Genomic DNA, 23,831 nt, shown 5'->3' with positions numbered 1-23,831 from the left:
GTGTCTAGGACGGCTCGACCGATTCGAAGGCGAGTCCCACGGAGTCCCATTCGGCGCGCTCGGTCTCCAGCGCAGTGGCCACGAGCGTGTTTTCCGCGAGCCAGCCGCCCTCCACCTCGAGGCGGAAGGATTTGGCCTTGCGCGTGAGCCTCAGGCGCGGCAGTTTCAGCGTGCGCCGGCTGCGGTAGAAGATCACCGCGAGCCGCAGGCACAGGGCCGTCGTGGCCAGCGCGGAATCGGTCTCGAACGCCTCGCGCATCTTCACGAGGTGCCCGCGCTGGGCAAGCGCGAGGTTGGAAAGCCAGCCCTGCTCCTGCCGCGAGAAGCCGGGCATGTCGGCGTTGACGAGGATGTAGTCGGTGTGCTTGTGATAGGCGCCCTGCGCGATGGAGATGCCGATCTCGTGCAGGCGGGCCGCCCAGTCGAGGAACACGCCGGCCGTGGCGTCCTTGTCGTCGCGGACCGGCTCGAGCTGGCGGTAGAAATCCTGTGCCAGGGATACGACGCGCCGGGACTGCACCTGGTCAACGTGGTAGCGGCGCACGAACTGCTCGACGGTCACTTCGCGGATGTCGCGATGGTGCACGCGCCCCAGCAGGTCCCATAGCACGCCCTGGCGCAGCGCGCCCTCTGCGAGGGTCATCCGCTTCAGGGAGAGTTCGGTGAAAATCGCCGTCATGATGGCCAGCCCGCCCGCGAACACCGGCAGGCGATCCTCGCGAAGGCTCGGCAGCTCCAGCTTGCGGGCATCGCCGGCGGCAAGGGCCTTTTCGCGCAACCACTCGAGGCCCTCGAGGGTGAGTCCGCTCTCGGCATGGCCCGAAGCGACCATCACCTCCGAGAGCGAGCGGACACTGCCGGAGGAACCCACCGCCTCCTTCCAGCCCGTCTTCTCGAAGCGCGACACGATCGTCTGCACCTGCACCCGCGCGGCGAGCTCGGCGGCCTTCATCGACTTCTTGTCGATGCGCCCGTCGGGGAAGAACCGCTGCGTCCAGCTCACACAGCCCATGTACAGGCTTTCCATCACCTTGGGCCTGAGCTTCACGCCGATGATGAATTCAGTGGAACCGCCGCCGATGTCCACCACGAGGCGATTGCGATCGTTGCGGGGCAGCGACAGCGCCACACCCGAGTAGATGAGGCGCGCTTCCTCCCGGCCGGAGATCACCTCGATGGGAAACCCGATCGCTTTTTCGGCCAGACGCAGGAATTCGGCGGAGTTCTTCGCGACACGAAAGGCGTTGGTCCCGACCACGCGTACCGACTCGCGGGGCATGCCGGCAAGCCGCTCGGAGAAGCGCTGCAGCGCGGCCAGCGCCCTTTCCTGAGTCGGGGCGTCGATGCGCTTGTCTGCGCCGAGCCCGCCGCCCAGACGCACGGTTTCCTTGATCGAATCGAGGGGGTATATCTGGTTGTCGACGACGCGGCCGATGGCGAGGTGGAAGCTGTTGGAGCCGAGGTCGATCGCGGCGAGGGTGGTATATTCCATGGAGCCATGCGCGGGCGTGCGCGCCCTTGATTTCGCGGGCAGTATGGCACAGTTTCCCGGGGCCTCAGGGCCTTCGCCGTGCCTTCACGAATCGTTCATGAAACCGTACTGGAATCGTGGGTAGCAAGCCAAAAGTCGAGCCGCGCCGGGGGGCGCTCCTTCCCCCGGAGCACTTCCTGAACCGCGAGTTGCAGACGCTGGAGTTCAACCGGCGCGTGCTCGCGCAGGCCGAGGACAAGGCAACGCCAGCGCTCGAGCGTCTGAAGTTCCTCTGCATCGTCTCGTCGAACATGGACGAGTTCTTCGAGATCCGCGTGGCGCGCGTGAAGGAGCAGCTGAAGCTTGGCGGCGGCTCCGTCGACCCCGACGGGCTCACGCCGCGCGAGATCTTCGCGCGCGTGAGCGAAGGCGCCCGTGCGCTCGTTGACCGGCAGTATTCGCTCCTGAACGACACGATCCTTCCGGCGCTGGCTGTGGCGGGTGTCCGGTTCCTGCGCCGGGGCGAGTGGACGCAGGCCCAGCAGGATTGGGTCCGCGAGTTCTTCTTCCGCGAGATGATGCCTGTCCTCACCCCAATCGGGCTCGATCCCTCGCATCCGTTCCCGCGCGTGTTCAACAAGAGCCTGAACTTCGCGGTGGAGCTCGATGGGCGGGACGCATTCGGGCGCGATTCCCGGGTGGCCATCGTGCAGGTGCCACGCGTGCTGCCGCGCGTGATCCGCCTTCCCGTGGGCGTGGCGACGGGCGAGCACGACCAGATCTTCCTCACCTCCGTCCTGCACGCCCACGTGGGCGAGCTCTTCGCCGGCATGAACGTGGTGGGCTGCCACCAGTTCCGCGTGACGCGAAACTCCGACCTGTTCGTCGAGGAGGAGGAGATGAAGGACCTCAAGAAGGCGCTCCAGGGGGAGCTTCCGCAGCGCCACCTCGGCGACGCCGTGCGGCTCGAGGTGGACGACACGATGACCCCGGCAATGGCCTCGTTCCTGCTGGAACAGCTGGGACTCGATGCCGTGGACCTGTACCGCGTCAACGGGCCGGTGAACCTGGTGCGGCTCATGAGCGTGCCGGACCAGGTGGACCGCCCGGATCTCAAGTTCAAGGTCTTCCATCCGGGGCTGCCGAAGTCCCTGGCGAAATCGAAGGATATCTTCGAGACCCTGAAGAAAGGCGACGTCCTGCTGCACCGGCCGTACCAGTCGTTCTCGCCGGTGATCGACTTCATCCGCGAGGCGGCGCGCGACCCGCAGGTGGTCGCCATCAAGCAGACCGTCTACCGGACCGGCACCGACTCCGTGATCATGCAGACCCTCATCGACGCGGCCCGCACAGGCAAGGAAGTCACGGTGGTGGTGGAGCTGATGGCGCGCTTCGACGAGGAGGCCAACATCAACTGGGCCGCCAGGCTGGAGGAGGTGGGGGCGCAGGTCGTGTACGGCGTGGTGGGGCTCAAGACGCACGCCAAGATGGCGCTGGTGGTCCGGCGCGAGGAGGGCCGGCTCATGCGCTACGTGCACCTGGGCACCGGCAACTACCATCCCCGCACGGCGCGCCTCTACACGGACTTCGACCTTCTCACCAGCCATGCGGAGATCTGCGCCGACGTGAACGAGGTGTTCCAGCAGCTCACCGGCCTGGGCAAGGCCTCGAAGCTGCGGCACGTCTGGCAGGCGCCGTTCACGCTGCACCCGCGCGTGCTCGAGGCGATCGAGAACGAGACGAAGAACGCGCGCGCGGGCAAGCCCGCGGCGATCACCGCCAAGATGAACTCGCTCCTCGAGCCGGTCGTGATCGAGGCGCTCTACCGGGCTTCCCAGGCGGGCGTGAAGGTCGATCTCGTGGTGCGGGGCGTGTGCGCGCTGCGTCCGGGGGTGTCGAAGCTTTCGGAGAACATCCGCGTGCGCTCGATCGTCGGGCGTTTCCTGGAGCACACGCGCGTCTTCCGCTTCGCCAATGGCGGGGACGGGAAGGTGTGGCTTTCGAGCGCGGACTGGATGGACCGCAACTTCTTTCGCCGCATCGAGCTGGCCTTTCCGGTGTTCGACCCGAAGCTCGCGCGGCGCATCGTGCGCGAGGGGCTCAAGCCCTACCTCGACGACAACACGCAGTCCTGGGAGATGGGGGCCGACGGCACGTACGTGCGCAGGAAGCGCATGCGCGGGAAGAAGCGCTGCGCGCAGGTTGAGCTCCTGGCTGCGCTCGCGTCTCCCTAGTGGACTGTATCAATTGATGCGGTCGCAATTCTCCGCGACGAATCAAGGTACCCGCGCCGGGCAGCAGTTCGTGATGATGTGGATCCGAGGAGAATCAAACAGCCTATGACTTTTCCTCGGTGGAAAAGCTATTGAGCGACTTTCGTCTCGAATGCGAGCAGTTTGGATGGAGGTGGAGCGAATGAAGAAGCTTTATGTTGAGGTAATGAGTTCCGAAGACGCATTGAAGCGCTTTGCCCGTGCGTGGAAGAAGGCTTCGGCTGGCGCTGCTGTGGAGGCCACAATCGGCTTGGGCTCTATTGCCGAGCTGACGGCTCTTCTTTCTCCAAGGCGCATGGAGCTCCTCCGCCATGCAGCTCAGAATCCAGGGCTGTCCATTCGGGGGCTAGCGCAAGCGCTGGGCAGGGATTACAAAAATGTTCACACTGACGTTTCTGAGCTGGAGGCGAAACATCTGCTGGAGCGCGACGACGCGGGATTAGTGAGGACTCCCTACGATGAGATCATCATTAGGGCGCCTCTGCGTCAGGCAGCCTAGCGTCCCGAAACATTACAACTACTTCAGGGATTACGACCCGGGAGCAGGGAGGTATATCGAGTCAGATCCGTTGGGATTGCTCACCGGCGCGAACACCTATCACTACAGTTCCAGCAGCCCTCTAGGAAGATCTGATTTCTTTGGATTGAAGGACTGTGGAACCGACAATTTCTGGGGTAAGCACGTCATTCCAGATAATCCGTTCTGATTTCCGTTTCAGAAGTGCTGCAAGGGCCATGATCGCTGCGATGACGACCCATGCAACACGGGGAGCATCAAAGCCGAATGCGACGGACACTTTTATCGATGCATGACGGACAAGCGCAAGAATCAGACCGGGGCCATTCGATGGTTGTGTGACCTTTCCGCTGCCACTTACTTCACCGCGGTCGATAGAGGCGCTGCTGGTGCTTACCTCAGAGCCAGAGACCGCTGATGAGTGAGTATCTCGAGTGGTTGCCAATGGCTCTGCTTGCGGGACTCGCAATTGCGATTGCCATACCGTTGCAGAAAATGCGGGTTCCGTGGTTTGTTGGAGCTCCAGTGTCTGGCTTCCTCGCCGGTGTCAGCTTCACTGTTATCGCCTCCGCGTTGTCTCGCGAGCCCGAACCATTTGTCTACGTCGCTCTCATCTTTGCGACGATCTACGCGGCTGGGTTTGCACTGATGGCGTACTTGATCCTCGCTCTGTTGAAGCGTCAACGAGATGGAGAACAGTCAAAGCACTGAAATGTTTTTTGGGGACCGCTTGGGGCCAACTTGCCCAACGAAAACCCCTCGGGGCTGGGCACCTTCGCCTTCAACCTGAGATTCCCGGGCCAGTACTTTGACAACGAGACGGGGTTACATTGCAACTACCTCGGGGATGACGACCCGAAGCGCGGGATGTAGGGGGAAGCAGCATTGCGAGAGCACAACCGCGCAGAGTTGTTGCCGAGGCAGGCCCGGGCGCCCGACATAACGGAAACCTACAGCCAGGGCCAGCGCAACCAGCTCGACGTGTTCCTGCCTTCCTGGGTCATCGGGTCCGCGGGGTAGTTTTTCGCGAGGACCTTTTTCGCATCGTCGCGAAGGTCGGCAAGCCCCATCCGGTCGTAGGATTCGATCATGATGGCGAGTGCCTCCCGGCGCGTCGGCGAATCGGGAAAGCGGACCACGATGTCCTGCGCGCGGTTCGCGGCGGAAAGCCAGGCGCCGCGCTTCACGTAGTACCGCGCCACGTGCAGTTCATGGCGCGCGAGCGCATCCACGAGGAATTCGAGGCGCTTGCGGGAGTCCTCGGCGTAGCGGCTGTCCGGATAGCGATTGACCAGCTCCTTGAACATCTCGAACGACTCGCGGGCGGCCTTCGGGTCGCGGTCGGCCATGTCCTGCCGGCCGATGGTGGAGATGAGCGGGCCCAGGTCCTCCTTGAAGTTCGCCAGCGCCTTGAGATAGAGCGCGTAGTCGAGGTTCGCGTGGTTCGGGTACGACTTCACGAAGCGGTCGATGGCGGCGATCGACTGCGCCGAATCGCCATCCTTGTAGTAGGCGTAGGCGGTGTCGAGCTGGGCCTGCTGGGCATACCGACCGAACGGGAACTTCGACTCGAGCTGGCCGTAGAGCTTCACCGCGGCCTGCCAGTTGCCGCTGTCGAGCTCTTCCTTGGCCGAGCGGTACCAGTCCGCGGCCTGCCATTCCTTCTTCTCGTCCTCCTTGCGATCCAGCCAGCCGCAGCCCGCGAGGGCGAGGCCCAGCGCGACGAGGAGCACTGCCGTTACACTTCGCTTCATGGTCGATCCCGTTGCAAAACCCGTGAATTATACCTCCGCGCCGGGGCCTTCCCCCACGCTCTGGCTGGCCGTCGATCCGGAGCTGGCGGGTTTGCGTCTGGACCAGGCGCTCGCCCGTCTGCTGCCCAGGGAGTCGAGGACCCGGCTGGCCCGGCTCGTGGAGGAGGGCGCCGTTCTGGTCGATGGGGAGCAAGTCCGGCCCCGCCACAAGCTTCGTGGCGGAGAGCGGCTGGAAGTCACGCTGTTGCCCCGCCCCGAGGAAACGTCCTTCCAGCCCGAGGAGATCGGGCTCGACGTCGTGCACGAGGACGACGATGTGCTTGTCGTCGCCAAGCCGGCGGGCCTCGTTGTGCACCCGGGAAGCGGCAACTGGGCCGGAACGATGCTGAATGCCCTGCTGCATCGCGTGCCTGCGCTGAAGGGGCTGCCTCGTGCCGGCATCGTGCATCGGCTGGACAAGGAAACGAGCGGGCTGCTCGTCGTGGCCAAGCACGAGGCGGCGATGCAGGACCTCGTGCGCCAGTTGCAGGCGCGCACCGTCAAGCGCACGTACCTCGCGATCGCGCGCGGCGCCGTGCCGGAGGCGGGCACCGTGCAAGCGCCCATCGGGCGGCACCCGACCCAGCGAACGCGCATGGCGGTGGTTCCCGGCGGCAAGCCGGCCGTCACCCATTACCGTGTGCGGGAGCGCTTCGGCGCCCATGCGCTCCTCGAATGCGACCTCGAGACCGGGCGCACCCACCAGATCCGCGTGCACCTCGCCTCGATCGGCCATCCCCTCGAGGGCGATCCGGTTTACGGTGCGCGCGGCACGCGGCGGCTGCCCCGGCAGGCGCTGCACGCGTGGAAGCTTGCCTTCATCCATCCCGGGACCGGGGAGAGGGTCCAGTTCACCGCGCCTCCCCCGGCGGACTTCGAGGCGCTTGTGGCCGCCTTGAGAGGCGAGAAATGAAATTACCCGCGGGATGGATCGTCCCCGACTGGCCGGCCCCGCCGTGCGTGCGCGCCTTCGTGACCACGCGCGAGGGCGGCGTGAGCGAGGGCGAGTACGCCTCGATGAACCTCGGGACGGGCTGCGGCGACGATGCGGACGCGGTGGCGCGCAACCGCCTCATCGTCCGCGAACATCTCCCGCAGTCTCCCCGGTGGCTCGCGCAGGTCCACGGTGCCGCGGTCGCGGACCTGGACTTGCTCGACGAACCCGACGACGTCGTCACGGCCGACGCCGCCGCGGTTTCCACGCCCGGGCGAGTGGCGGTGGTCCTCACCGCCGACTGCCTGCCGGTATTCCTTTGCGCCGGGGACGGTTCCCGCGTGGCTGTAGCGCATGCCGGGTGGCGCGGGCTTTGCGCGGGCGTGCTGGAGAATGCCGTCACCGCCGTGCGCGGCGATGGCGCGTGCGTGCTGGCATGGCTGGGACCGGCGATCGGCCCATCGGCATTCGAGGTGGGTCCCGAGGTTCGCGAAGCCTTCGTGTCCGTCCAGGCGGAGGCGGCGCCGGCCTTCGTGCGCGGACGCGAAGACAGGTTCATGGCCGATCTGTACGCCCTGGCGCGCCTGCGGCTCGCGCGAGCGGGCGTGCAGGGCGTCTCGGGCGGCGGATTCTGCACGTTCCGCCAGAGCGATCGCTTCTTTTCCTACCGTCGCGCGAAGAGAAGCGGTCGGCTGGGCGCGTTCATCTGGATCGGGGGCAAGCGCTGAACTGCTAGACTGTTTGCAACTCAGTCGCGCGAACCACCCCCATGCCCGTCCTCGCCTGGATCCTCGCCGCCTGCCTCGCCGGCGGCCTGCTCTCGGTCCTCCTGGCTGCCCTCGTTGCGTTCCGGGTGCAGGCGCGGCTCGTGCCCATGCTCGTGAGCTACGCAGTCGGCGCGCTGCTCGGTGCCGTGTTCCTCGACATCGTGCCGCACCTTTTCGAGCAGACGGTGGACTACACCGGGACGGCTGCCCTCATCCTGTTCGGCATCCTCGGCTTCTTCGTGCTCGAAAAGCTGTTGCTGTGGCGCCACCACCATGGAGACGATGCGGGCCACGGGCTCGACCAGGGCGCCGTCCATTCCCATGCGAACGAGGACGACCGGGGCCGGTCCGGGTGGATGATCATCGTGGGCGACTCCTTCCACAACTTCACCGACGGGGTGATCATCGCGAGCGCCTTCCTGGCCGACGTGAAGCTGGGCATCGTGACGTCGGCGGCGATCGTCGCGCACGAGATTCCCCAGGAAGTGGGCGATTTCCTCGTCCTGCTCAATTCCGGCTTTTCGAAGAAGAAGGCGCTGCTTCTCAACGCGCTGTCCAGCCTTGCCGCCGTGGCCGGTGCGATGCTCGGGTACTTCGCCCTCTCGGCGGCCGAGGCCTGGGTGCCCCGCGTGCTCGCGATTTCCGCCGCCAGCATGATCTACGTGGCAGTGGCCGACCTGATCCCCGGGCTGCAGCGCCGGACGCGGCTTGCCGAAACCGTCGTGCAGGTGGCCTTCATCGGGCTGGGCATACTCACGCTCTGGGGCGTGCACCTGCTCATCGGCCACGGTCATTAGGGTTTCCCCGCCCGCGTTTCTTGACACCCCTCGGGGCGGCCCCCACAATGCGGGAGAAAATCCCTGAAATTCCAAAGGTTTGCGTCGTGTTTCGGCGCGCCTCCCCCCTATGCCCACATCGAATCGCCCCCACGTCGAGCGCATTGCCGGCCTGATCGCCAAGTCCCACGAGAAGCTCGCCTCGTCCATGCACGCCGACAGCCCGACGCAGCACGTGATGTCCGGCTTTTCGGACGCCTATCGCGCCTGGCTCGAGTCTGTGTCGGCCAAGCCGCAGACGCTGATGGACCTGCAGGGCAAGTACATGCAGGAGCAGATGAACCTCTGGATGAAGGCCTTCCAGCCCGAGGCGAAGGAAGCGGCCCCTGCAGCGGCGGACAAGCGCTTCAATTCGCCCGAATGGAACGAGCTGCCGCTCTTCCGCTTTTTCCGCGACTCCTACCTGCTCACCTCGAAGATGATGATGCAGGCGGTCGATGAGGCGGACATGGACGCCGCGACGAAGCGGCGCATGCGCTTCTTCATGCGCCAGTACCTCGATGCGGCCGCCCCGTCGAACTACCTGGCGACCAACCCGGAGGCGATCAAGGCGGCGCTGGAAAGCGGCGGCAAGACGATCGAGGACGGGATGAAGAACCTCGTGGACGACATGGAGAAGGGCCGCATTTCCATGACCGACGAGGCGGCCTTCGAAGTCGGCAGGAACGTCGCCGTGTCCGCCGGCGCGGTGGTCTTCGAGAACGACCTCATCCAGCTCGTCCAGTACAGCCCGCTCACCGCGAAGGTCCACGAGCGCCCGCTGGTGATGGTGCCCCCGTGCATCAACAAGTTCTACATCATGGACCTGCAGCCGGAGAACTCGCTCGTGCGCTATGCGGTCGAGCAGGGCCACACGGTCTTCATGGTGTCGTGGCGCAACGTGAAGCCGCCGCTCGACAAGCTCACCTGGGACGATTACCTCGAGATGGGTGTCATGGCCGCGCTCGACGAGGCGAAGGCCATCACGGGCGCCGACAAGGTGAACGCGCTGGGCTTTTGCATCGGCGGGACGCTCCTCGCCGCGGCGCTCGCCGTGCTGGCGAAGAAGCGCAGGAAGCCGGTCGCGAGCCTCACGCTCATGACGTCGTTGCTGGAATTCAGCGACGTGGGCGAGATCAGCGTTTACATCGACAAGAACTTCGTCGAGAAGCGCGAGAAGAAGCTCGCCAAGGGCGGCATCGTTCCCGGCGCGGAGCTCGCGAGCGCCTTTTCCAGCCTTCGCGCCAACGACCTGGTCTGGTCGTACGTCGTGGCCAACTACCTCAAGGGCAAGCAGCCGCCCGCGTTCGACCTGCTGTACTGGAACGGGGACTCGACCAACCTGCCCGGCCCGATGTACGCCTATTACCTGCGCAACACGTACACGGACAACAAGCTGGTGCAGCCCGACGCGCTCACGATGTGCGGGGAGCCCGTGGACCTGAAGCGGGTGGACATGCCGGCATTCGTGTTCGCCGCGCGCGAGGATCACATCGTGCCGTGGAAGGGGGGCTACGAGAGCGCCCGCTACCTGGGAGGTCCGGTGAGGTTCGTCCTGGGCGCGAGCGGCCATATCGCGGGCGCCATCAACCCCGTTTCCAAGAACAAGCGCAATTACTGGACCCACGATCGCCTCGGCGCCGACCCCGACCAATGGTTCGCGCAGGCGAAGGAGGTGCCCGGAAGCTGGTGGGTGCCCTGGTCCCAGTGGCTCAAGCCCTTCGGGGGGAAGCTCGTGGCCGCGCGCGCGAAGCTGGGCGACGCCAAGCACAAGCCCACCGAGCCGGCCCCGGGACGCTACGTGAAGGAACGCGCCGAGATCGAGAAGTGATCAAGCCGCCGCGCGGGACGACCCGCGAGGCGACAAGCAAACCGCCTGGAGGATGACGACATGACGACACAGCGAATCGCCCTGGTGACAGGAGGCATGGGTGGCCTCGGGGAGGCCATCTGCATGAAGCTCGCCCGCATGGGCATCCGGGTCGTGGTGACCTATTCGCCCGGCAACACGAAGTACAAGGAGTGGCTCAAGGACATGGCGGCGCGCGACTACCACTTCCACGCCTACCCCTGCGACGTGTCGGATTTCGATTCCTGTCACAAGGCGGTCGAGCAGGTCTCGAACGAGATCGGCCCCATCGACATCCTCATCAACAACGCCGGCATCACGCGCGACATGACCTTCAAGAAGATGGGCAAGGTGGACTGGGACGCGGTCATGAAGACGAACCTCGACAGCGTCTTCAACATGTCCAAGCCCGTGGTGGACGCGATGGTCGGGCGCGGGTGGGGACGCGTGATCAACGTCTCGAGCGTGAACGCCCAGAAGGGCGCCTTCGGCCAGTCGAACTACTCCGCCGCCAAGGCCGGCATGCACGGCTTCACCAAGGCGCTCGCCCTGGAAGTGGCCAGGAAGGGCGTCACCGTGAACACCATCTCCCCGGGCTACATCGGGACGAAGATGGTGATGGCGATCCCCAAGGAAGTGCTCGACTCCAAGATCCTGCCGCAGATCCCCGTGGGCCGGCTGGGGCACCCCGAGGAAGTCGCGGGCCTGTGCGCCTACCTCGCCTCCGACGAGGCCGCGTTCATCACCGGCGCCAACATCTCGATCAACGGCGGGCAGCACATGTACTAGCGCGGTCCTCGCGCGAAAAGCGAAAGGGGCGCCCCGCGGGGCGCCCTTTTTCTTTGGTTTCCCCGGGGCGGGTCGCCCGGGGAATGGCTGCCGCTATTTCGTCGCCGGCTGGAACTCCGGGACTCCGGCCTGCCAGAAGAGGAACGCGTAGATGTCCGCCGTCTGTTTCTGGCGCTGCGCCTTGGTGTCGCCGATGCCGTGCCCGCTTTCGTAGTCGAGGTTCAGCAGCACGGGTTTGCCCGAGGCGCTGGCCGCCATCAGCCGCGCCGCCATCTTGGTGGACTGCCAGACCGCCACGCGCGGGTCGTTCACGCCGTGCGGAATCATCACGGCCGGGTAGCGCGTGCCGCTCTTCACGTGGTGGTAGCTGCTCATCGCGAGGATCGCGCGGAACTCGTCCTCCTTCTTCACGGTGCCGAATTCCGGGACGTTGAGGACGCCGTTGGCCTCGGTCTCGGTGCGCACCGCATCGAGCACGCCCACCGCGGGGATCGCGGCGGCGAAGAGGTCCGGCCGCTCGGTGAGTGCGCGCCCGATGAGAATTCCGCCGGCGCTTCCGCCCAGGATGCCGAGCTTGGCAGTGCTCGTGTACTTCTGCGCGATGAGGTACTCGGCGCAGGCGATGAAGTCCTTCCAGGTGTTGGGCTTGGTCGCCTTGAAGCCGGCCTTGTGCCAATCCTTCCCATAGACGCCGCTGCCGCGCACGTTCGCGACCGCATACACGCCGCCCCGTTCTAGCCAGGCCAGGCGCCGCGGGGTGAATCCGGGCTCCTCCGTGATGCCGTAGGCGCCGTATCCGTAGAGCAGGGTCGGGTTCGATCCATCGAGAACCACGCCCTTCTTGTGAATGATCGACAGCGGCACGAGCGCGCCGTCGTGGCTCTTCACCTTGACCTCGGTGGTCGTGAGGTTCGAGGGCGCGCCGAACTTCCCGAGCGGCTGCAGGCCCGTGTTCGTCGCCTGGCCCGCCGCATCGACGGCGAAGATCTCCGTCGCGCGGGTCCACGCCCGCAGGCTCACCATCGCGCCGTCGGTCGCCGGGTTTGCGGACAGGAGGCTCGCCGCGCCATCGACCGGGAACTTCACTTCGGTCGCATCGCGGTCTTTCCATGCCAGGCGCATGAGGCGCTTCACCGCGCCATCGCGCGACTCGAAGTACAGGCCGTCGCGGGCTGCCGCGATCTCGAAGAGGACCCGGTCGGAGGGCGCGACCACCGTCGCGGCGGTGGCGACGTCCGGCTTCGCGAGGCTCGTGCGCATCACCGAGAATCGCGGGCTCGCGGCATAGGTCATCAGGTAGATGTCGTCGCCCCTGATCGCGAAGCCGGTCACCTTGTCCGCGACGCCGCAGATCCTGGTCCACGCGGTGCCGGCCTTGCCGACGGTGTCCAGGGGCGCCGTATAGAGGGTGACTTCGCGCTCGACGTCGGCCACGACCAGCGCGACGGCATGGCGGGAGCCCGGGGTGACGATCACGAATGCCTGCTCGGTCGGCGACACCGCGACGCGCGGCGATGCGCCGGGTCCGAGCACGAGCACGTCCTTGCCGGCGTCGGTTCCAACGGTGTGCAGCCACAGGCGCATGTTCAGGTAGCGTTCCGCGGACGGCGCGCCCGGCGGGTTCTTGTGCAGGCGCAGGTAGAAGAAGGACTTGCCGTCCGGCATCCAGTTGATCCCCGCGTACGCACCCGCATATTCGGCGCGGTCGATCGGCTTGCCGACGTGCTTGCCCGTCGCCGTCTCGAGGACGTAGAGGTCGGCCTCTTCCGATCCGGAAGGGGAAACGCCGAGCGCCACGTGCCTGCCGTCGGGCGAGGGAAAGTAGTAGTTGATCGCATGCGGCTTGCCGGTCTGTCGCTGCCAGTCGTCCGGGTCCGCGACGAGGCGCTCGCGGCCGTCCGCCTGCCGCAGGAAGAGCTTGAAGGTATTGTCCTTTGCGCCGCGGCGGGTGAAGAAGAGCGTCCCGTCCGGCATGCGCCGAACGTCGCCGATCTGCGACTCCGTCGCGTTGTCGAGTTCCGCCACGCGCGCGAGCAGCTTCGCGTAGCCCTTCAGGCCCGTGAGCGTCGCGTGGGCGTAGTCGGCCTGCGCCTTCATCCACGCGGCAACCTGCTGGTCCTTCACGTTCTCGAGGGCGCGGTAGGGGTCGTCGACCACGGTGCCGAAATAGGTGTCGGGGACGTTCTTCGCGGGAAAGGCGGGCGGCGCGTCTGCGAGCGCGGCGCACGAGGCGAATGCCGCGCACGCGGCGAGGAAGCGGGTCGGGATGGCCAAGCGAACCTCCAGGCGGGGGTGCCCCTTGTGGGGGCGAGGGCGCGAAGTCTATCAGGATGGGATGGGCACCGCGAAGCGCGCGTTCCAACAGCGAAAAGGGCGCCCCGCGGGGCGCCCTTTCGCGATTCGCGCCGGGATCAGGCGTACATGTGCAGGCCGCCGTTGATCGAGAGGTTGGCGCCGGTGACGTACGCGGCCTTGTCGGAGGCCAGGTAGGCCACGCTTTCCGCGATTTCGTCGGGGCTGCCGAGACGCCCGGCCGGGATCTGCGCCACGATCTGCTGCTTCACCTCTTCCTTGATGGCGGCGACCATCTCGGTCTCCACGTAGCCCGGGGAAACCGCGTTGACGGTCACGCCCTTGCGGATGACTTCCTGGGCGAGAGCCTTGGTGAAGCCGAGGATGCCGGCCTTGGCGGCGGAGTAGTTGGTCTGCCCGAACTGGCCCCGGATCCCGTTCACCGAAGAGATGTTGACGATGCGGCCCCAGCCGCGATCGCACATGCCATCGATCACGTGACGCGTCACGTTGAACACGCTGGTGAGGTTGGTCTCGATGACCAGGTGCCATTGCTCCGGCGTCATCTTGCGGAACGTCGAGTCGCGCGTGATGCCGGCGCAGTTCACCAGGATGTCCACGGGCCCGTGATCCTTCACGATACCGGCCACCATGTCGCGCATCGACTCGAAGCTCGACACGTCGCCGAAGGCGAGGGCGGTGCAGCTGCCGTCGAATCCGGCCGCGGCCATGCCGGCCATGTACCGGGTCTCGGTGCCGGGTATTCCGTAGTTGGCCACGACGAAGTGGCCCTGCTGCGCGAGCCGCTTGCAGATTGCCGTGCCGATGCCGCCGACGCCGCCGGTAACGAGTGCGATTTTCTTGTCCATGAGGCTGCTTCCTTGTGACTGGGCCCGTGGGATTCAGGCGCCTAACAAAAAAAAACCCCAGGTTTGAGCCTGGGGTTTGAACCTTTATCCAAATTGGAGAACTTGCGATAAAGGAGGAGGAGACGAAAGCGGGCTTCGAGGCCGGCGTTACCTGCGCGCCTTGGGCGCGGTGGCGGCCTTGACGCCGGCGTCGGAGAAGCTCGCGGCGCCGCGGGCGGCCTTGGCGAAGGAATCGAAGGCGGCGGTGGCGGCGGCAAGCGAGGACTTCATCGCCGCAACGGCCACGTCGCTGCCGGCCGGCGCGGACTTCGCGGCCTGGTCCACGGATTCCGTGATGCCGCGCTGGAGGTCGGCGAGGCGCTCCTCGGCAAGCCTGGAGATCTCGGCCTGGGCTTCGGAGGCCACTTCATACAGGTTGCGGGAGTACTCGAGCCACTGGGTCATCGCGGTTTCGGCGGCCTGGGTGCGCAGCGCGAGGAGTTGCTGCACGTCTTTCGTGCCGGCGGCCGCGCGGGCGGCCTGGGTCGCGTCGCCCAGGGCGGTCTTGGCGAAGCCGATCTGCAGCGCCAGGAGGCGCTCGGCGCTGTCCAGCGACAGTTTCGACAGGCGCGCGGCAGAAAGCATGGCCGTGCTGTTCAGTTCGTTCATCTGGTCGGCGAGGTTCACCACGGTCATCGGCTCCATCAAACGCGGCGCCCGGGAATGGTGCGCCGCAACAATCGAATTCTAGGAAGGAGACGGGAACCTGTCAAGGCGATATTATTGCACTGCAGCACAGGCTGGTGCGTGCACTGCCACAATTGTGCAAAAAGTAATAAAATGAAGCACTTGGTGAGCTTCCGGTGAAACCGGCACCGGGGCTGCACAAACTCCGATTGATGTAGCGCAACATGCCGAGGATTCCGCCATGGCGACGCCCCGAATCATCAAGAAGTACCCGAACCGCCGGCTTTACGACACCGAGACTTCCACCTACATCACGCTGGCGGAGGTGAAGGACCTGGTGCTGCAGTACAAGCACTTCGTCGTCCAGGACGCGAAATCCGGAGACGACCTGACGCGCGCGATCCTCCTGCAGATCATTCTCGAGGAGGAGTCCGGCGGCGTGCCGATGTTCTCCACCGACATGCTCGCCAACATCATCCGTTACTACGGACACTCGATGCAGGGCCTCATGGGTTCCTACCTGGAGCGTTCGATCCATGCCTTCCACGAGGCGCAGAAGCGCTTCCAGGAGCAGGCGCAGGTCCTCATCCCGAAGGTGCCTCCCGACACCTTCTCGAACCTGATGACGGCCGGGCAGCCCATTCCGCAGGTGATGGGCGGCTACCTCGAGAAGGGGGCGAAGGCCGTGATCGACATGCAGGAAGAACTGCGCAGCCAGGCGCTCAAGCTGTTCTCGGGATTCCCGTACAGCGCGGCCCCCGGCGAGAGCGCGCCTGCCGAGGCCGCTCCTGCCAAAGCCAAGCGCGCCCCGCGCGCTTCCGCGCGCAAGACACGCGCGAAGAAGTCGTAGCGGCACAGGGTGGCGCGTCCCCGCAAGAATCCAGCGCCCGTTCGCGCGCCGCGCGTGGGGTTCGTGTCCCTGGGCTGCCCCAAGGCGCTGGTCGATTCCGAATCCATCCTCACCCAGCTTCGCGCCGAGGGCTACGAAATCGCGCCGTCGTACGAAGGCTCGGACCTGGTCGTGGTGAATACCTGCGGGTTCATCGACGCGGCCGTCGAGGAGTCGCTGGACGCGATCGGCGAGGCGCTGGCCGCCAACGGCAAGGTGATCGTGACGGGGTGCCTCGGGGCGAAGGGCGACGTCGTTCGCGAAGCGCACCCGAAGGTCCTTGCGGTGACCGGGCCGCACGCCACGCCCGAGGTGATGGCCGCCGTGCATGCGCACCTGCCCAGGCCGCACGATCCGTTCAGCGACCTCGTTCCGCCGCAGGGCATCCGCCTTACGCCGCGCCACTACGCGTATCTCAAGATCTCCGAAGGCTGCAACCACCGCTGCACCTTCTGCATCATTCCGTCGATGCGCGGTGACCTGGTGAGCCGCCCGGTGGGCGACGTCATGAAGGAGGCCGAGAACCTCGTGAGGGCGGGCGTGAAGGAGCTCCTCGTCATTTCGCAGGACACGAGCGCCTACGGCGTGGACGTGAAGTACCGCACCGGCTTCTGGGGCGGCAAGCCGCTCAGGACGCGCATGACGGAGCTCTGCGCTGCACTGGGCGAACTGGGAGTCTGGGTGCGGCTGCATTACGTGTACCCGTACCCGCACGTGGACGAGGTGATCGCGCTCATGGCCGAAGGGCGGATCCTCCCCTATCTCGACGTGCCCTTCCAGCATGCGAGCGCGCGCATCCTCAAGCTGATGAAGCGCCCTGCCGCGAGCGAAAGGAACCTCGAGCGCGTCCGGGCCTGGCGAGCCGAATGCCCGGACCTCACGATCCGTTCCACCTTCATCGTCGGCTTCCCCGGCGAAACGCAGGCGCAGTTCGAGGAACTGCTCGAATTCATCGGCGAGGCGCGCCTTGATCGCGTGGGCTGCTTCGCCTATTCGCCCGTGGAGGGCGCCCGTGCGAACGAGCTTCCCGGCGCCGTGCCGGAGGAGGTGAAGCGGGAGCGGCTTGCCCTGTTCATGCAGGCGCAGGCGTGCGTGAGCCGCGAGCGGTTGGCTGCGAAGGTCGGCCGCACGATCGAGGTCCTCGTCGATGATGTCGAGGGCCGCATCGCCCTCGCGCGCAGCGCCGCCGATGCTCCTGAGATCGATGGCGTCGTGCGCGTGAAGGGAGCGAAGGGCCTGAAAGCCGGCGATTTCGCGCAGGTCCGCATCACGGCGGCCGGCGAGCACGACCTCGAGGCGGTGAAGGCCTGAATCGGGAAGGGTGGCGCGATCGGCCCGCCGTCAGTGCCCGAGCACGGTGCGTACCGCGGACGCGAGCGCCGAGGCGGAAATCGGCTTGGCGATGTAGCCGTCCGCCCCCGCCTGCAGTCCGCGCACGATGTCCGCCTGGCTGCTGTGGGCGGTGAACAGGACGACGGGCGTGTCGAAGAGGCGCTTGTGCCGGCGGATGCGGGCGAGGAACTCGAGCCCTCCCATCTCCGGCATTTCCACGTCGAGCAGCAGGAGCGCAGGCGCTCCCACGCGCGACATGAGGCGCGCGGCTTCGCGCGGGTCGAGTGCGACCACCGCCTGGTAGCCAGCCTTGCGCAGCACGTGCGCCGCGAGCTCGGCGGTGGGCGAGTCGTCGTCCACGATCATGACGACGTGATTGGCGGGGCTCCCCAGCCGCGGACGCACCAGCACGACATGGAAACCTTCCTCGCCGAGCGCATTCGCGCCGATGAGCGCGTTTTCCTCGATCTCCGGCGTCGGGGCCGCGGCCGCGGCCGGCTGGACCGCGACGTCCTCGACGAGCGAGGTGAAGTCCAGGTCGAGGGGGTCCTCAGGGTGCGCGGGCTTCGGGGTGCCGGACATGTTCTTCGAATCGGTGGTCGCGCCGCCCGGGCCCGCGGCTACTCGTGGGTGAGCTTCCCGTCAACGATCCTCACCTTGTCGCCGATGCGGTAGCTCGTTTGCTTGCTGAAATTGAAGGTGCGGGATTTCCCGTCCTCCATCTTCACCGCGACCTGGTACGTCGTCGTGGACTTCTGGCTCTTTTCGACCTGGTTTCCGGCATAGGCGCCCGCGCCCGCGCCGACGATCGTGGCGGCGGTGTTGCCGCGGCCGCTGCCGATCTGGTGGCCGAGTACGCCGCCCAGGACGCCACCGGCGACAGCGCCGACGCCCGAGCCTTCGCCTTCCTTCTTGATCGTCTTCACGTCGGTCACGGTGCCGCAGTTGTCGCACTTCGCCTGCGCCTGCGGTGCGACGGCGATGGCGGCGACGAAGAAGGCGATCGTGATGGCGGCGGACAAGTGGCAGCGAGTGATCTTCATGGTGAACTCCGGGGAATGAGAGATGGTGACGGACGAGTTTAATTTTAGACGCTTTCCCCGTCCGCCGGGGGATGGCGCTGGCTGGCGTCGCATCGGCGGTGGCCTCCCGGCGCCGTGCGGGATCGGGGTGGCGGCGCTCAGACCTCGCCCGTGCCGGGCGCGAGGCTATCCATCCAGATCTGGGTGATCTGCCTGCCGAGCTTGAGCGGGTCGAAGGGCTTGGACAGGGTGCCGATGGCGCCTGCGTCACGATAGCGAACGAGGTCGCTCGGACTGCTGCGGGCGGTGAAGAAGACGGCAGGCACGCGAATGCCGGCCTCGCGCATGCGCGCAAGGAGATCCATCCCGTCCATGCCCGGCATGCTCATGTCGATGAGGAGCAATTCCGGATCGAAACCGGCCGCCGCCGCCAAGGCCTCCTCTCCGGACGCGCAGCTGCAAACCGAGAATCCGCCGATTTTCCCGAGGGCGAGCTTCACGATGCCGCGGATGTCGACCTGGTCGTCGACGTGGAGGATGCGATTGAACGGAGGCTGGGACACGGGCGTCATTGTGCCACCGGCGCTTCGGGCAGGTCGAACCAGAAGATCGTGCCGCCGCCGGGCGCGTCGTCGAAGCCGATCGCGCCCCCCAGGCGCGTGACGATTTCGCGGCTGATCGCGAGGCCCAGGCCCGTGCCGCCCTTGGTGCGGCTGTCGCCGGAGTCGGCCTGCGAGAAGGGCTGGAAGATCCGGGAGCGAAAGCTTTCCGGAATGCCGGGGCCGCGATCGCGAACGCGGGTGCGCACGCCGCCGCCGGGAAGTCGCTGCGCACCCACGGAAACCATTCCGCCCGGCGCGGAAAACTTGGCGGCATTGAGGATCAGGTTGGAGAGCACCTGCGACAGGCGGTCGTTGTCGCCGAGCACGCGCAGGTCCCCGACGGGCTCCAGCTCGAACGAAACGTCATACTGCTGCATCAATCCGCGGCTCGCGTCCACCGCTTCCCGCAGCGCCTCCTGCCACGCGATCGCCTCGACGCGGAACTCGAGCTGCCCGGCCGACATCTTTTCGATGTCGAGCAGGTCGTTCACCAGCCGCCAGAGGCGGTCGGAGTTCTGCAGGGCGATCTCCACCAGGGGCCTCGCCTCGTCCGGCAGCTCGCCGACGATGCCGCCGGCGAGCAGTCCCAGGGAGCCGCGCATGGCCGTGAGTGGCGTGCGCAGTTCATGGCTCACGACCGACACGAAATGGTCCTTCATGCGGTCCGCTTCCTTCAGCCGCGTGACGTCCATTCCGAGGACGATCACCCCCGCGACATCGCCATCGGGGCCGCGAAGGGGCCAGTGCAGCACGTCCAGGTCCAGGACACGGCCCCCCAGGCCCGGCCGCCTCGACGCGTAATGGGCCGGCTCGCCCGCGAGCGCCTGCGTGAGGAACGGCGCGACGACGGCGTACCGCTCCTCCCCCAGGAGTACGCTCAGGAGCTGGCCGTCGATTTGCGCCGACGGGAGGCCGATCAGCTCGGCGCAGGCCTTGTTGTGAACCACCACGCGCCGGTCGTGGTTGACGAACATGATCGCGGCCGGCATGAATTCGACGAGCTGCCGGAGCTGCGACTCGCTTTCGCGCAGGCGCCGTTCGGCGCGCTTGCGGTCGGTGATGATCCTCGCCAGGCCCCGGTAGCCGCGAAACTGTCCCTTGTCGTCCACTACCGGCACGGCGCCCACGGACAGCCACGACTCCTGGCCGCCGGGCCCCGCCTGGCGGATCTCGAGGTCGCGGAACGCGCGTCTTTGCTCGAGCACCCCGCGATGCGCCCCCCAGTCGGCTTCCGTGAGTTCCGGGGCGTCCAGCGCGGGCCGGGGCAATACCGAGTCGCTCCCGCGCGACCACGCCGGGGCGGACCAGGTCAGGAGGCGAAAGTGCTCGTCCTGTTCCCAGTAGAGGTCGGAGGACAGCGAAGACAGCGCCCGGAAACGCGCCTCGCTCTCGGCGAGGGACTTCTCCGCGAGCTTCCTGGCCGTGATGTCCGAGTTCGTGCCGCTCGCGCGCAAGGCACGCCCCAGGGAGTCGCGGGCCGTGACCTTCCCGAGGCTGCGGATCCAGATCAAGGCGCCTTCTTCGCGCCGGACGCGGTATTCCGTGTCGAACTGGGCGGTCGTCCCCTTGAGTGTGTCCACGGCGGCGCTCTGCACGCGCTCCAGGTCGTCCGCGTGGACGTATGAGAGGAGTTCGACCATCGAGCATCGCGTCTCCTTGGGATACTCGCCGAGCATTTCCTTCCAGTTCGAATTGAGCCAGATGGAATCGGCGGCGACATCCCAGTCCCAGATGGTGAGGGAGGAGCCCTCGAGGGCGTTACGCACACGGTCGCGCTCCCGGGCGAGATCGGCGATCGCGGCGAGCTGGGCGGCGCGCCGGCGCCGCAACAGGACCAGGGCAACGCCCATCAGGACCGCGGCGATCGGGAGGATCGCGAGGAGGAATGCGTCGGTGAAGGAGATCGTGAAGCCGGTCATCGCCTACGCGCTTTCGCTGCCGCGAATTACGATCGAGGCGCGCAGGAGCGGGGCGAGCGCTTCGACGGCCCCGCGGTCAGCGCGGGCGGCGGCCTCCTCGAGTTGCGCGCCGATCTGCCCTGCCTCGGGAAACCCGAACGCGGCCGACGATCCGCGAAAGACGTGGCCGACGGCGCGGATCGTCTCGAAATCGCCGGCCGCCAGCGCGCCCTCGAGGCGGGCGAGGTCCGCGCGACGGGTCTCGAGAAACAGCGCGGCGAGCTCCCGCATGTCGTCGGAAATGTCGAGCGGCGTTTGGTCCGCCTTGCGCGAGGTCATGGCTTTGGCGCCGTCGGCGAGGGTCAGGCCGCCTCGGTGGGCTTGAGCTGCGGGAAGAGGATCACGTCCCGGATCGACGGGCTGTCCGTGAAGAGCATCGCCAGGCGGTCGATGCCGATGCCTTCCCCGGCCGTCGGCGGCAGGCCGTACTCGAGCGCGCGGATGAAGTCGGCGTCGAAGTACATCGCCTCCTCGTCGCCGGCCTCCTTCGCCCGCGCCTGCTGGGCGAAGCGCGCGGCCTGGTCCTCGGGATCGTTCAGCTCGGAGAAGCCGTTGGCCATCTCGCGCCCGGTGATGAAGAGCTCGAAGCGGTCGGTGACGGCGGGGTTGGCGTCGTTGGCGCGGGCGAGTGGGGAAACGTCCGTCGGATGCGCCACGATGAAGGTGGGCTGCACGAGCTTCGACTCGGTCGTCGCCTCGAAGAGCTTGAGCTGCAGGATCCCCAGCCCGTCCGTCGGGAACACCTCGACCTGGAAGGGGGCGAGCGCAACCTTGAGGTACTCGGGCTTTTCCAGCTCCGCCAGCGGGAACCTCGGGTTGTACTTGGCGATGGCCTCGGCCATGGTCAGGCGGTCGAAGGGCTTCGCCAGGTCGATCGTCTCCCCCTGGTAGCCGATAGTCGTCGAGCCGACCACCTTCTGCGCGCACTCGCGAAGCAGCGTCTCGGTGAGATCCATCAGGTAGTGATAATCCCGGTAGGCCTCGTAGAACTCGATCATCGTGAACTCGGGGTTGTGGCGCGTGCTCATCCCCTCGTTCCTGAAGTTCCGGTTGATCTCGAAGACCTTCTCGAGCCCGCCCACCACGAGCTTCTTGAGGTAGAGCTCCGGCGCAATCCGCAGGTACAGGTCCATGTCGAGCGCGTTGTGGTGGGTCATGAACGGCTTGGCCGCCGCGCCGCCGGGGATCGGGTGCATCATCGGCGTCTCGACCTCGAGGTAGCCGCGCGCCACGAAGAACTCGCGGATCGCCTGCACCAGCTTCGAGCGCTTGATGAAGGTGTCGAGCGACTCCGGGTTCACGATGAGGTCCACGTGCCGGTTGCGATAGCGCGCCTCCATGTCCGCGAGGCCGTGGAACTTGTCGGGCAGCGGGCGCAGCGACTTCGAGAGCAGGCGGATCGAGGACACCTGGATCGTGAGCTCGCCGGTCTTCGTGCGGAAGAGCGTTCCCTCGGCGCCCACGATGTCGCCCAGGTCCCAGTGCTTGAAGTCCTCGTAGGCGTCCGTCCCGAGGGCGTCCGACTTCACGTAGACCTGGATCCGCCCGCTCATGTCCTGCAGCGTTGCGAAGGATGCCTTGCCCATGAGGCGCTTGAGCATCATCCGGCCGGCCACGCAGGCGCGGGGCGGGGCGGCCTCGAGGTCCTCCTTGGAGGCGGCTCCGTGCGCGGCTTGCAGGTCGGCGGCGAGCTGCTCTCGCCGGAAATCGTTGGGGAAGGCCTGGCCCCTCTCGCGAAGGCGGGCGAGCTTGGCTCGCCGCTCGGCGACGATCTGGTTCTCGTCCTGCGCAGGTTCGGTGGGGGGCTTCTTGTCGCTGTTGTCGGCCATGGTCTATACGCCTTGCTTGAGGGAGGCGGCGATGAAATCGTCGAGGTCGCCGTCGAGGACGGCCTGGGTGTTGCCCACCTCGTGGTTGGTGCGAAGGTCCTTGATGCGCGACTGGTCGAGCACGTAGGAGCGGATCTGGTGGCCCCAGCCGATGTCGGTCTTGGTGTCCTCCAGCGCCTGCTTCTTCTCGTTGCGCTTGCGCAGCTCCAGCTCGTAGAGCTTCGCCTTGAGCATCGACATCGCCTCGGCGCGGTTGCGGTGCTGGGAGCGGTCGTTCTGGGAGGAGACCACCGTGTTGGTCGGCAGGTGCGTGATGCGCACCGCCGAATCCGTCTTGTTCACGTGCTGTCCGCCGGCGCCCGAGGCGCGGTAGGTGTCGATGCGCAGGTCCGCCGGATTGATGTCGATCTCGATGGAGTCGTCCACTTCCGGATACACGAACACGCTCGCGAACGACGTGTGGCGGCGCGCGTTGGAATCGAAGGGCGACTTGCGCACGAGGCGGTGGATGCCGGTCTCGGTGCGAAGGTATCCATAGGCGTAAGGGCCGCTCACCTTGAGGGAGGCGCTCTTCAGCCCCGCGACCTCGCCGTCGGATTCCTCGAGGACCTCGACCTTGTAGCCGCGCTTGTCGCAGTACTTGAGGTACATGCGCAGCAGCATCTGCGTCCAGTCCTGGGCCTCCGTGCCCCCCTGGCCCGCGTTGATGTCCACGAAGCAGTTGTTGGGGTCCATCGGGTTCGAGAACATGCGACGGAACTCGAGGCCCGCGACCAGCTTCTCGATCGCCGCGGTGTCGCTTCGCACGGACTCCAGCGTCTCGTCGTCGTCCTCGGTCTTGGCGAGCGCGAAGAGCCCGGCGCAGTCCTTGAGCCCGGACTCGATCTGCTCGATCACGTTGACGGTTGCCTCGAGGCTCGCGCGCTCCTTGCCCAGTTCCTGGGCCCGGGGAGCGTCGTTCCACACGGCGGGATCCTCGAGGATCCTGCGGACCTCGGCTAGGCGGGTGTTTTTCGCGTCGAAGTCAAAGATACCTCCGGAGTTCTGCGGTTCGTGCGGCGAGATCCGAGAGGGAATTTTCGATCTGGTTGAGCTGTTCGGCTTCCATGCGGGCGTCTTCGATTCGGTAAACGGTCGATTATACCGGGGCACGATGGCGCCAGC

Annotated in this window: 23 protein-coding genes; 11 read left to right on the top strand and 12 right to left on the bottom strand. The window is 66.4% G+C overall.

The window, feature by feature from the left end; translation table 11 throughout:
- Window positions 1-4 precede the first annotated feature (4 nt).
- Window positions 5-1,492: an exopolyphosphatase gene (gene ppx, locus IPP91_03950; GenBank protein ID MBL0141222.1), complete on the bottom strand. Its 1,488-nt coding sequence runs from the start codon at window positions 1,490-1,492 to the stop codon at window positions 5-7.
- A gap of 116 nt (window positions 1,493-1,608) precedes the next feature.
- Between ppx and ppk1 the strand changes: the two genes are divergently transcribed.
- The 4 genes from ppk1 to IPP91_03930 all read left to right on the top strand — a co-directional run bounded on the left by ppk1 (window position 1,609) and on the right by IPP91_03930 (window position 4,972).
- Window positions 1,609-3,705, top strand: coding sequence for a polyphosphate kinase 1 (gene ppk1 / locus IPP91_03945; protein MBL0141221.1), 2,097 nt, complete (start codon window positions 1,609-1,611; stop codon window positions 3,703-3,705).
- A gap of 181 nt (window positions 3,706-3,886) precedes the next feature.
- The gene (locus IPP91_03940; GenBank protein MBL0141220.1) at window positions 3,887-4,243 is read left to right on the top strand and encodes a hypothetical protein; all 357 of its coding nucleotides are present in this window, start codon (window positions 3,887-3,889) and stop codon (window positions 4,241-4,243) included.
- Window positions 4,203-4,451 (top strand): hypothetical protein, encoded by a 249-nt coding sequence (locus IPP91_03935; protein ID MBL0141219.1) that lies wholly within the window; start codon window positions 4,203-4,205, stop codon window positions 4,449-4,451. The genes IPP91_03940 and IPP91_03935 overlap by 41 nt, the downstream gene beginning before the upstream one ends.
- A 227-nt stretch (window positions 4,452-4,678) precedes the next feature.
- Window positions 4,679-4,972, top strand: a complete 294-nt coding sequence (locus IPP91_03930) for a hypothetical protein (GenBank protein ID MBL0141218.1) — start codon at window positions 4,679-4,681, stop codon at window positions 4,970-4,972.
- Between the two features lie 239 nt (window positions 4,973-5,211).
- Here the strand turns inward: IPP91_03930 and IPP91_03925 are convergent, their stop codons facing one another.
- Window positions 5,212-6,015, bottom strand: a complete 804-nt coding sequence (locus IPP91_03925; protein MBL0141217.1) for an outer membrane protein assembly factor BamD — start codon at window positions 6,013-6,015, stop codon at window positions 5,212-5,214.
- Here IPP91_03925 and IPP91_03920 point away from each other — a divergent pair.
- The 5 genes from IPP91_03920 to phbB (IPP91_03900) all read left to right on the top strand — a co-directional run bounded on the left by IPP91_03920 (window position 6,014) and on the right by phbB (IPP91_03900) (window position 11,208).
- Window positions 6,014-6,967 carry an RluA family pseudouridine synthase gene (locus tag IPP91_03920; protein MBL0141216.1) on the top strand — a complete coding sequence of 318 codons (954 nt, stop codon included), beginning with the start codon at window positions 6,014-6,016 and terminating at the stop codon, window positions 6,965-6,967. The genes IPP91_03925 and IPP91_03920 overlap by 2 nt on opposite strands.
- Window positions 6,964-7,716, top strand: a complete 753-nt coding sequence (pgeF, locus tag IPP91_03915; protein MBL0141215.1) for a peptidoglycan editing factor PgeF — start codon at window positions 6,964-6,966, stop codon at window positions 7,714-7,716. The genes IPP91_03920 and pgeF overlap by 4 nt, the downstream gene beginning before the upstream one ends.
- Before the next feature lie 41 nt (window positions 7,717-7,757).
- Window positions 7,758-8,552, top strand: a complete 795-nt coding sequence (locus IPP91_03910; protein MBL0141214.1) for a ZIP family metal transporter — start codon at window positions 7,758-7,760, stop codon at window positions 8,550-8,552.
- Window positions 8,553-8,739: 187 nt separating this feature from the next.
- The gene (gene phaC / locus IPP91_03905; GenBank protein MBL0141213.1) at window positions 8,740-10,401 is read left to right on the top strand and encodes a class I poly(R)-hydroxyalkanoic acid synthase; all 1,662 of its coding nucleotides are present in this window, start codon (window positions 8,740-8,742) and stop codon (window positions 10,399-10,401) included.
- A gap of 60 nt (window positions 10,402-10,461) precedes the next feature.
- Complete coding sequence (gene phbB / locus IPP91_03900; protein ID MBL0141212.1) at window positions 10,462-11,208, top strand: acetoacetyl-CoA reductase; 747 nt, start codon at window positions 10,462-10,464, stop codon at window positions 11,206-11,208.
- A 93-nt stretch (window positions 11,209-11,301) separates the two neighbouring features.
- On the opposite strand, the gene IPP91_03895 is transcribed toward phbB (IPP91_03900), so the two are convergent.
- From IPP91_03895 to IPP91_03885, 3 genes are all read right to left on the bottom strand, one after another.
- The gene (locus IPP91_03895; GenBank protein MBL0141211.1) at window positions 11,302-13,482 is read right to left on the bottom strand and encodes a S9 family peptidase; all 2,181 of its coding nucleotides are present in this window, start codon (window positions 13,480-13,482) and stop codon (window positions 11,302-11,304) included.
- A gap of 137 nt (window positions 13,483-13,619) precedes the next feature.
- Window positions 13,620-14,369 (bottom strand): acetoacetyl-CoA reductase, encoded by a 750-nt coding sequence (gene phbB / locus IPP91_03890; protein ID MBL0141210.1) that lies wholly within the window; start codon window positions 14,367-14,369, stop codon window positions 13,620-13,622.
- Between the two features lie 147 nt (window positions 14,370-14,516).
- The gene (locus IPP91_03885; protein MBL0141209.1) at window positions 14,517-15,053 is read right to left on the bottom strand and encodes a phasin family protein; all 537 of its coding nucleotides are present in this window, start codon (window positions 15,051-15,053) and stop codon (window positions 14,517-14,519) included.
- A 223-nt stretch (window positions 15,054-15,276) separates the two neighbouring features.
- On the opposite strand from IPP91_03885, the gene phaR reads away from it, so the two are divergent.
- Together phaR and rimO are read left to right on the top strand one after the other, a co-directional pair.
- The gene (gene phaR, locus IPP91_03880) at window positions 15,277-15,885 is read left to right on the top strand and encodes a polyhydroxyalkanoate synthesis repressor PhaR (protein ID MBL0141208.1); all 609 of its coding nucleotides are present in this window, start codon (window positions 15,277-15,279) and stop codon (window positions 15,883-15,885) included.
- A gap of 9 nt (window positions 15,886-15,894) precedes the next feature.
- Entirely contained in the window at window positions 15,895-17,235 is a 1,341-nt protein-coding gene (gene rimO / locus IPP91_03875; GenBank protein ID MBL0141207.1) for a 30S ribosomal protein S12 methylthiotransferase RimO, read from the top strand.
- A 30-nt stretch (window positions 17,236-17,265) separates the two neighbouring features.
- Here rimO and IPP91_03870 read toward each other — a convergent pair whose 3' ends face one another.
- From IPP91_03870 to prfB, 7 genes are all read right to left on the bottom strand, one after another.
- The gene (locus tag IPP91_03870; protein ID MBL0141206.1) at window positions 17,266-17,838 is read right to left on the bottom strand and encodes a response regulator; all 573 of its coding nucleotides are present in this window, start codon (window positions 17,836-17,838) and stop codon (window positions 17,266-17,268) included.
- A 38-nt stretch (window positions 17,839-17,876) separates the two neighbouring features.
- Window positions 17,877-18,299: a glycine zipper 2TM domain-containing protein gene (locus IPP91_03865; protein MBL0141205.1), complete on the bottom strand. Its 423-nt coding sequence runs from the start codon at window positions 18,297-18,299 to the stop codon at window positions 17,877-17,879.
- A gap of 137 nt (window positions 18,300-18,436) precedes the next feature.
- Complete coding sequence (locus IPP91_03860; protein ID MBL0141204.1) at window positions 18,437-18,850, bottom strand: response regulator; 414 nt, start codon at window positions 18,848-18,850, stop codon at window positions 18,437-18,439.
- Window positions 18,847-20,799 (bottom strand): PAS domain S-box protein, encoded by a 1,953-nt coding sequence (locus IPP91_03855; protein ID MBL0141203.1) that lies wholly within the window; start codon window positions 20,797-20,799, stop codon window positions 18,847-18,849. Before IPP91_03855 ends, IPP91_03860 begins: the two co-directional genes overlap by 4 nt.
- A gap of 3 nt (window positions 20,800-20,802) precedes the next feature.
- On the bottom strand, window positions 20,803-21,117 hold the full coding sequence (locus IPP91_03850) for an Hpt domain-containing protein (protein ID MBL0141202.1): 315 nt from the start codon (window positions 21,115-21,117) through the stop codon (window positions 20,803-20,805).
- 23 nt (window positions 21,118-21,140) lie between these two features.
- Complete coding sequence (gene lysS, locus IPP91_03845; protein ID MBL0141201.1) at window positions 21,141-22,667, bottom strand: lysine--tRNA ligase; 1,527 nt, start codon at window positions 22,665-22,667, stop codon at window positions 21,141-21,143.
- Window positions 22,668-22,670: 3 nt separating this feature from the next.
- Window positions 22,671-23,775, bottom strand: a protein-coding gene (gene prfB, locus IPP91_03840; GenBank protein MBL0141200.1) for a peptide chain release factor 2 whose coding sequence is annotated in 2 segments (ribosomal slippage) — window positions 22,671-23,693 and window positions 23,695-23,775 — 1,104 coding nt in all. Because the reading frame shifts where the segments join, the coding sequence is not laid out codon by codon here.
- Window positions 23,776-23,831 lie beyond the last annotated feature (56 nt).

This window comes from Betaproteobacteria bacterium (genome assembly GCA_016720855.1).
Lineage (GTDB): Bacteria > Pseudomonadota > Gammaproteobacteria > Burkholderiales > Usitatibacteraceae > FEB-7.
Note: the sequence above shows the minus strand (reverse complement) of the source record. Positions and strands in the feature narration are given on the sequence as shown.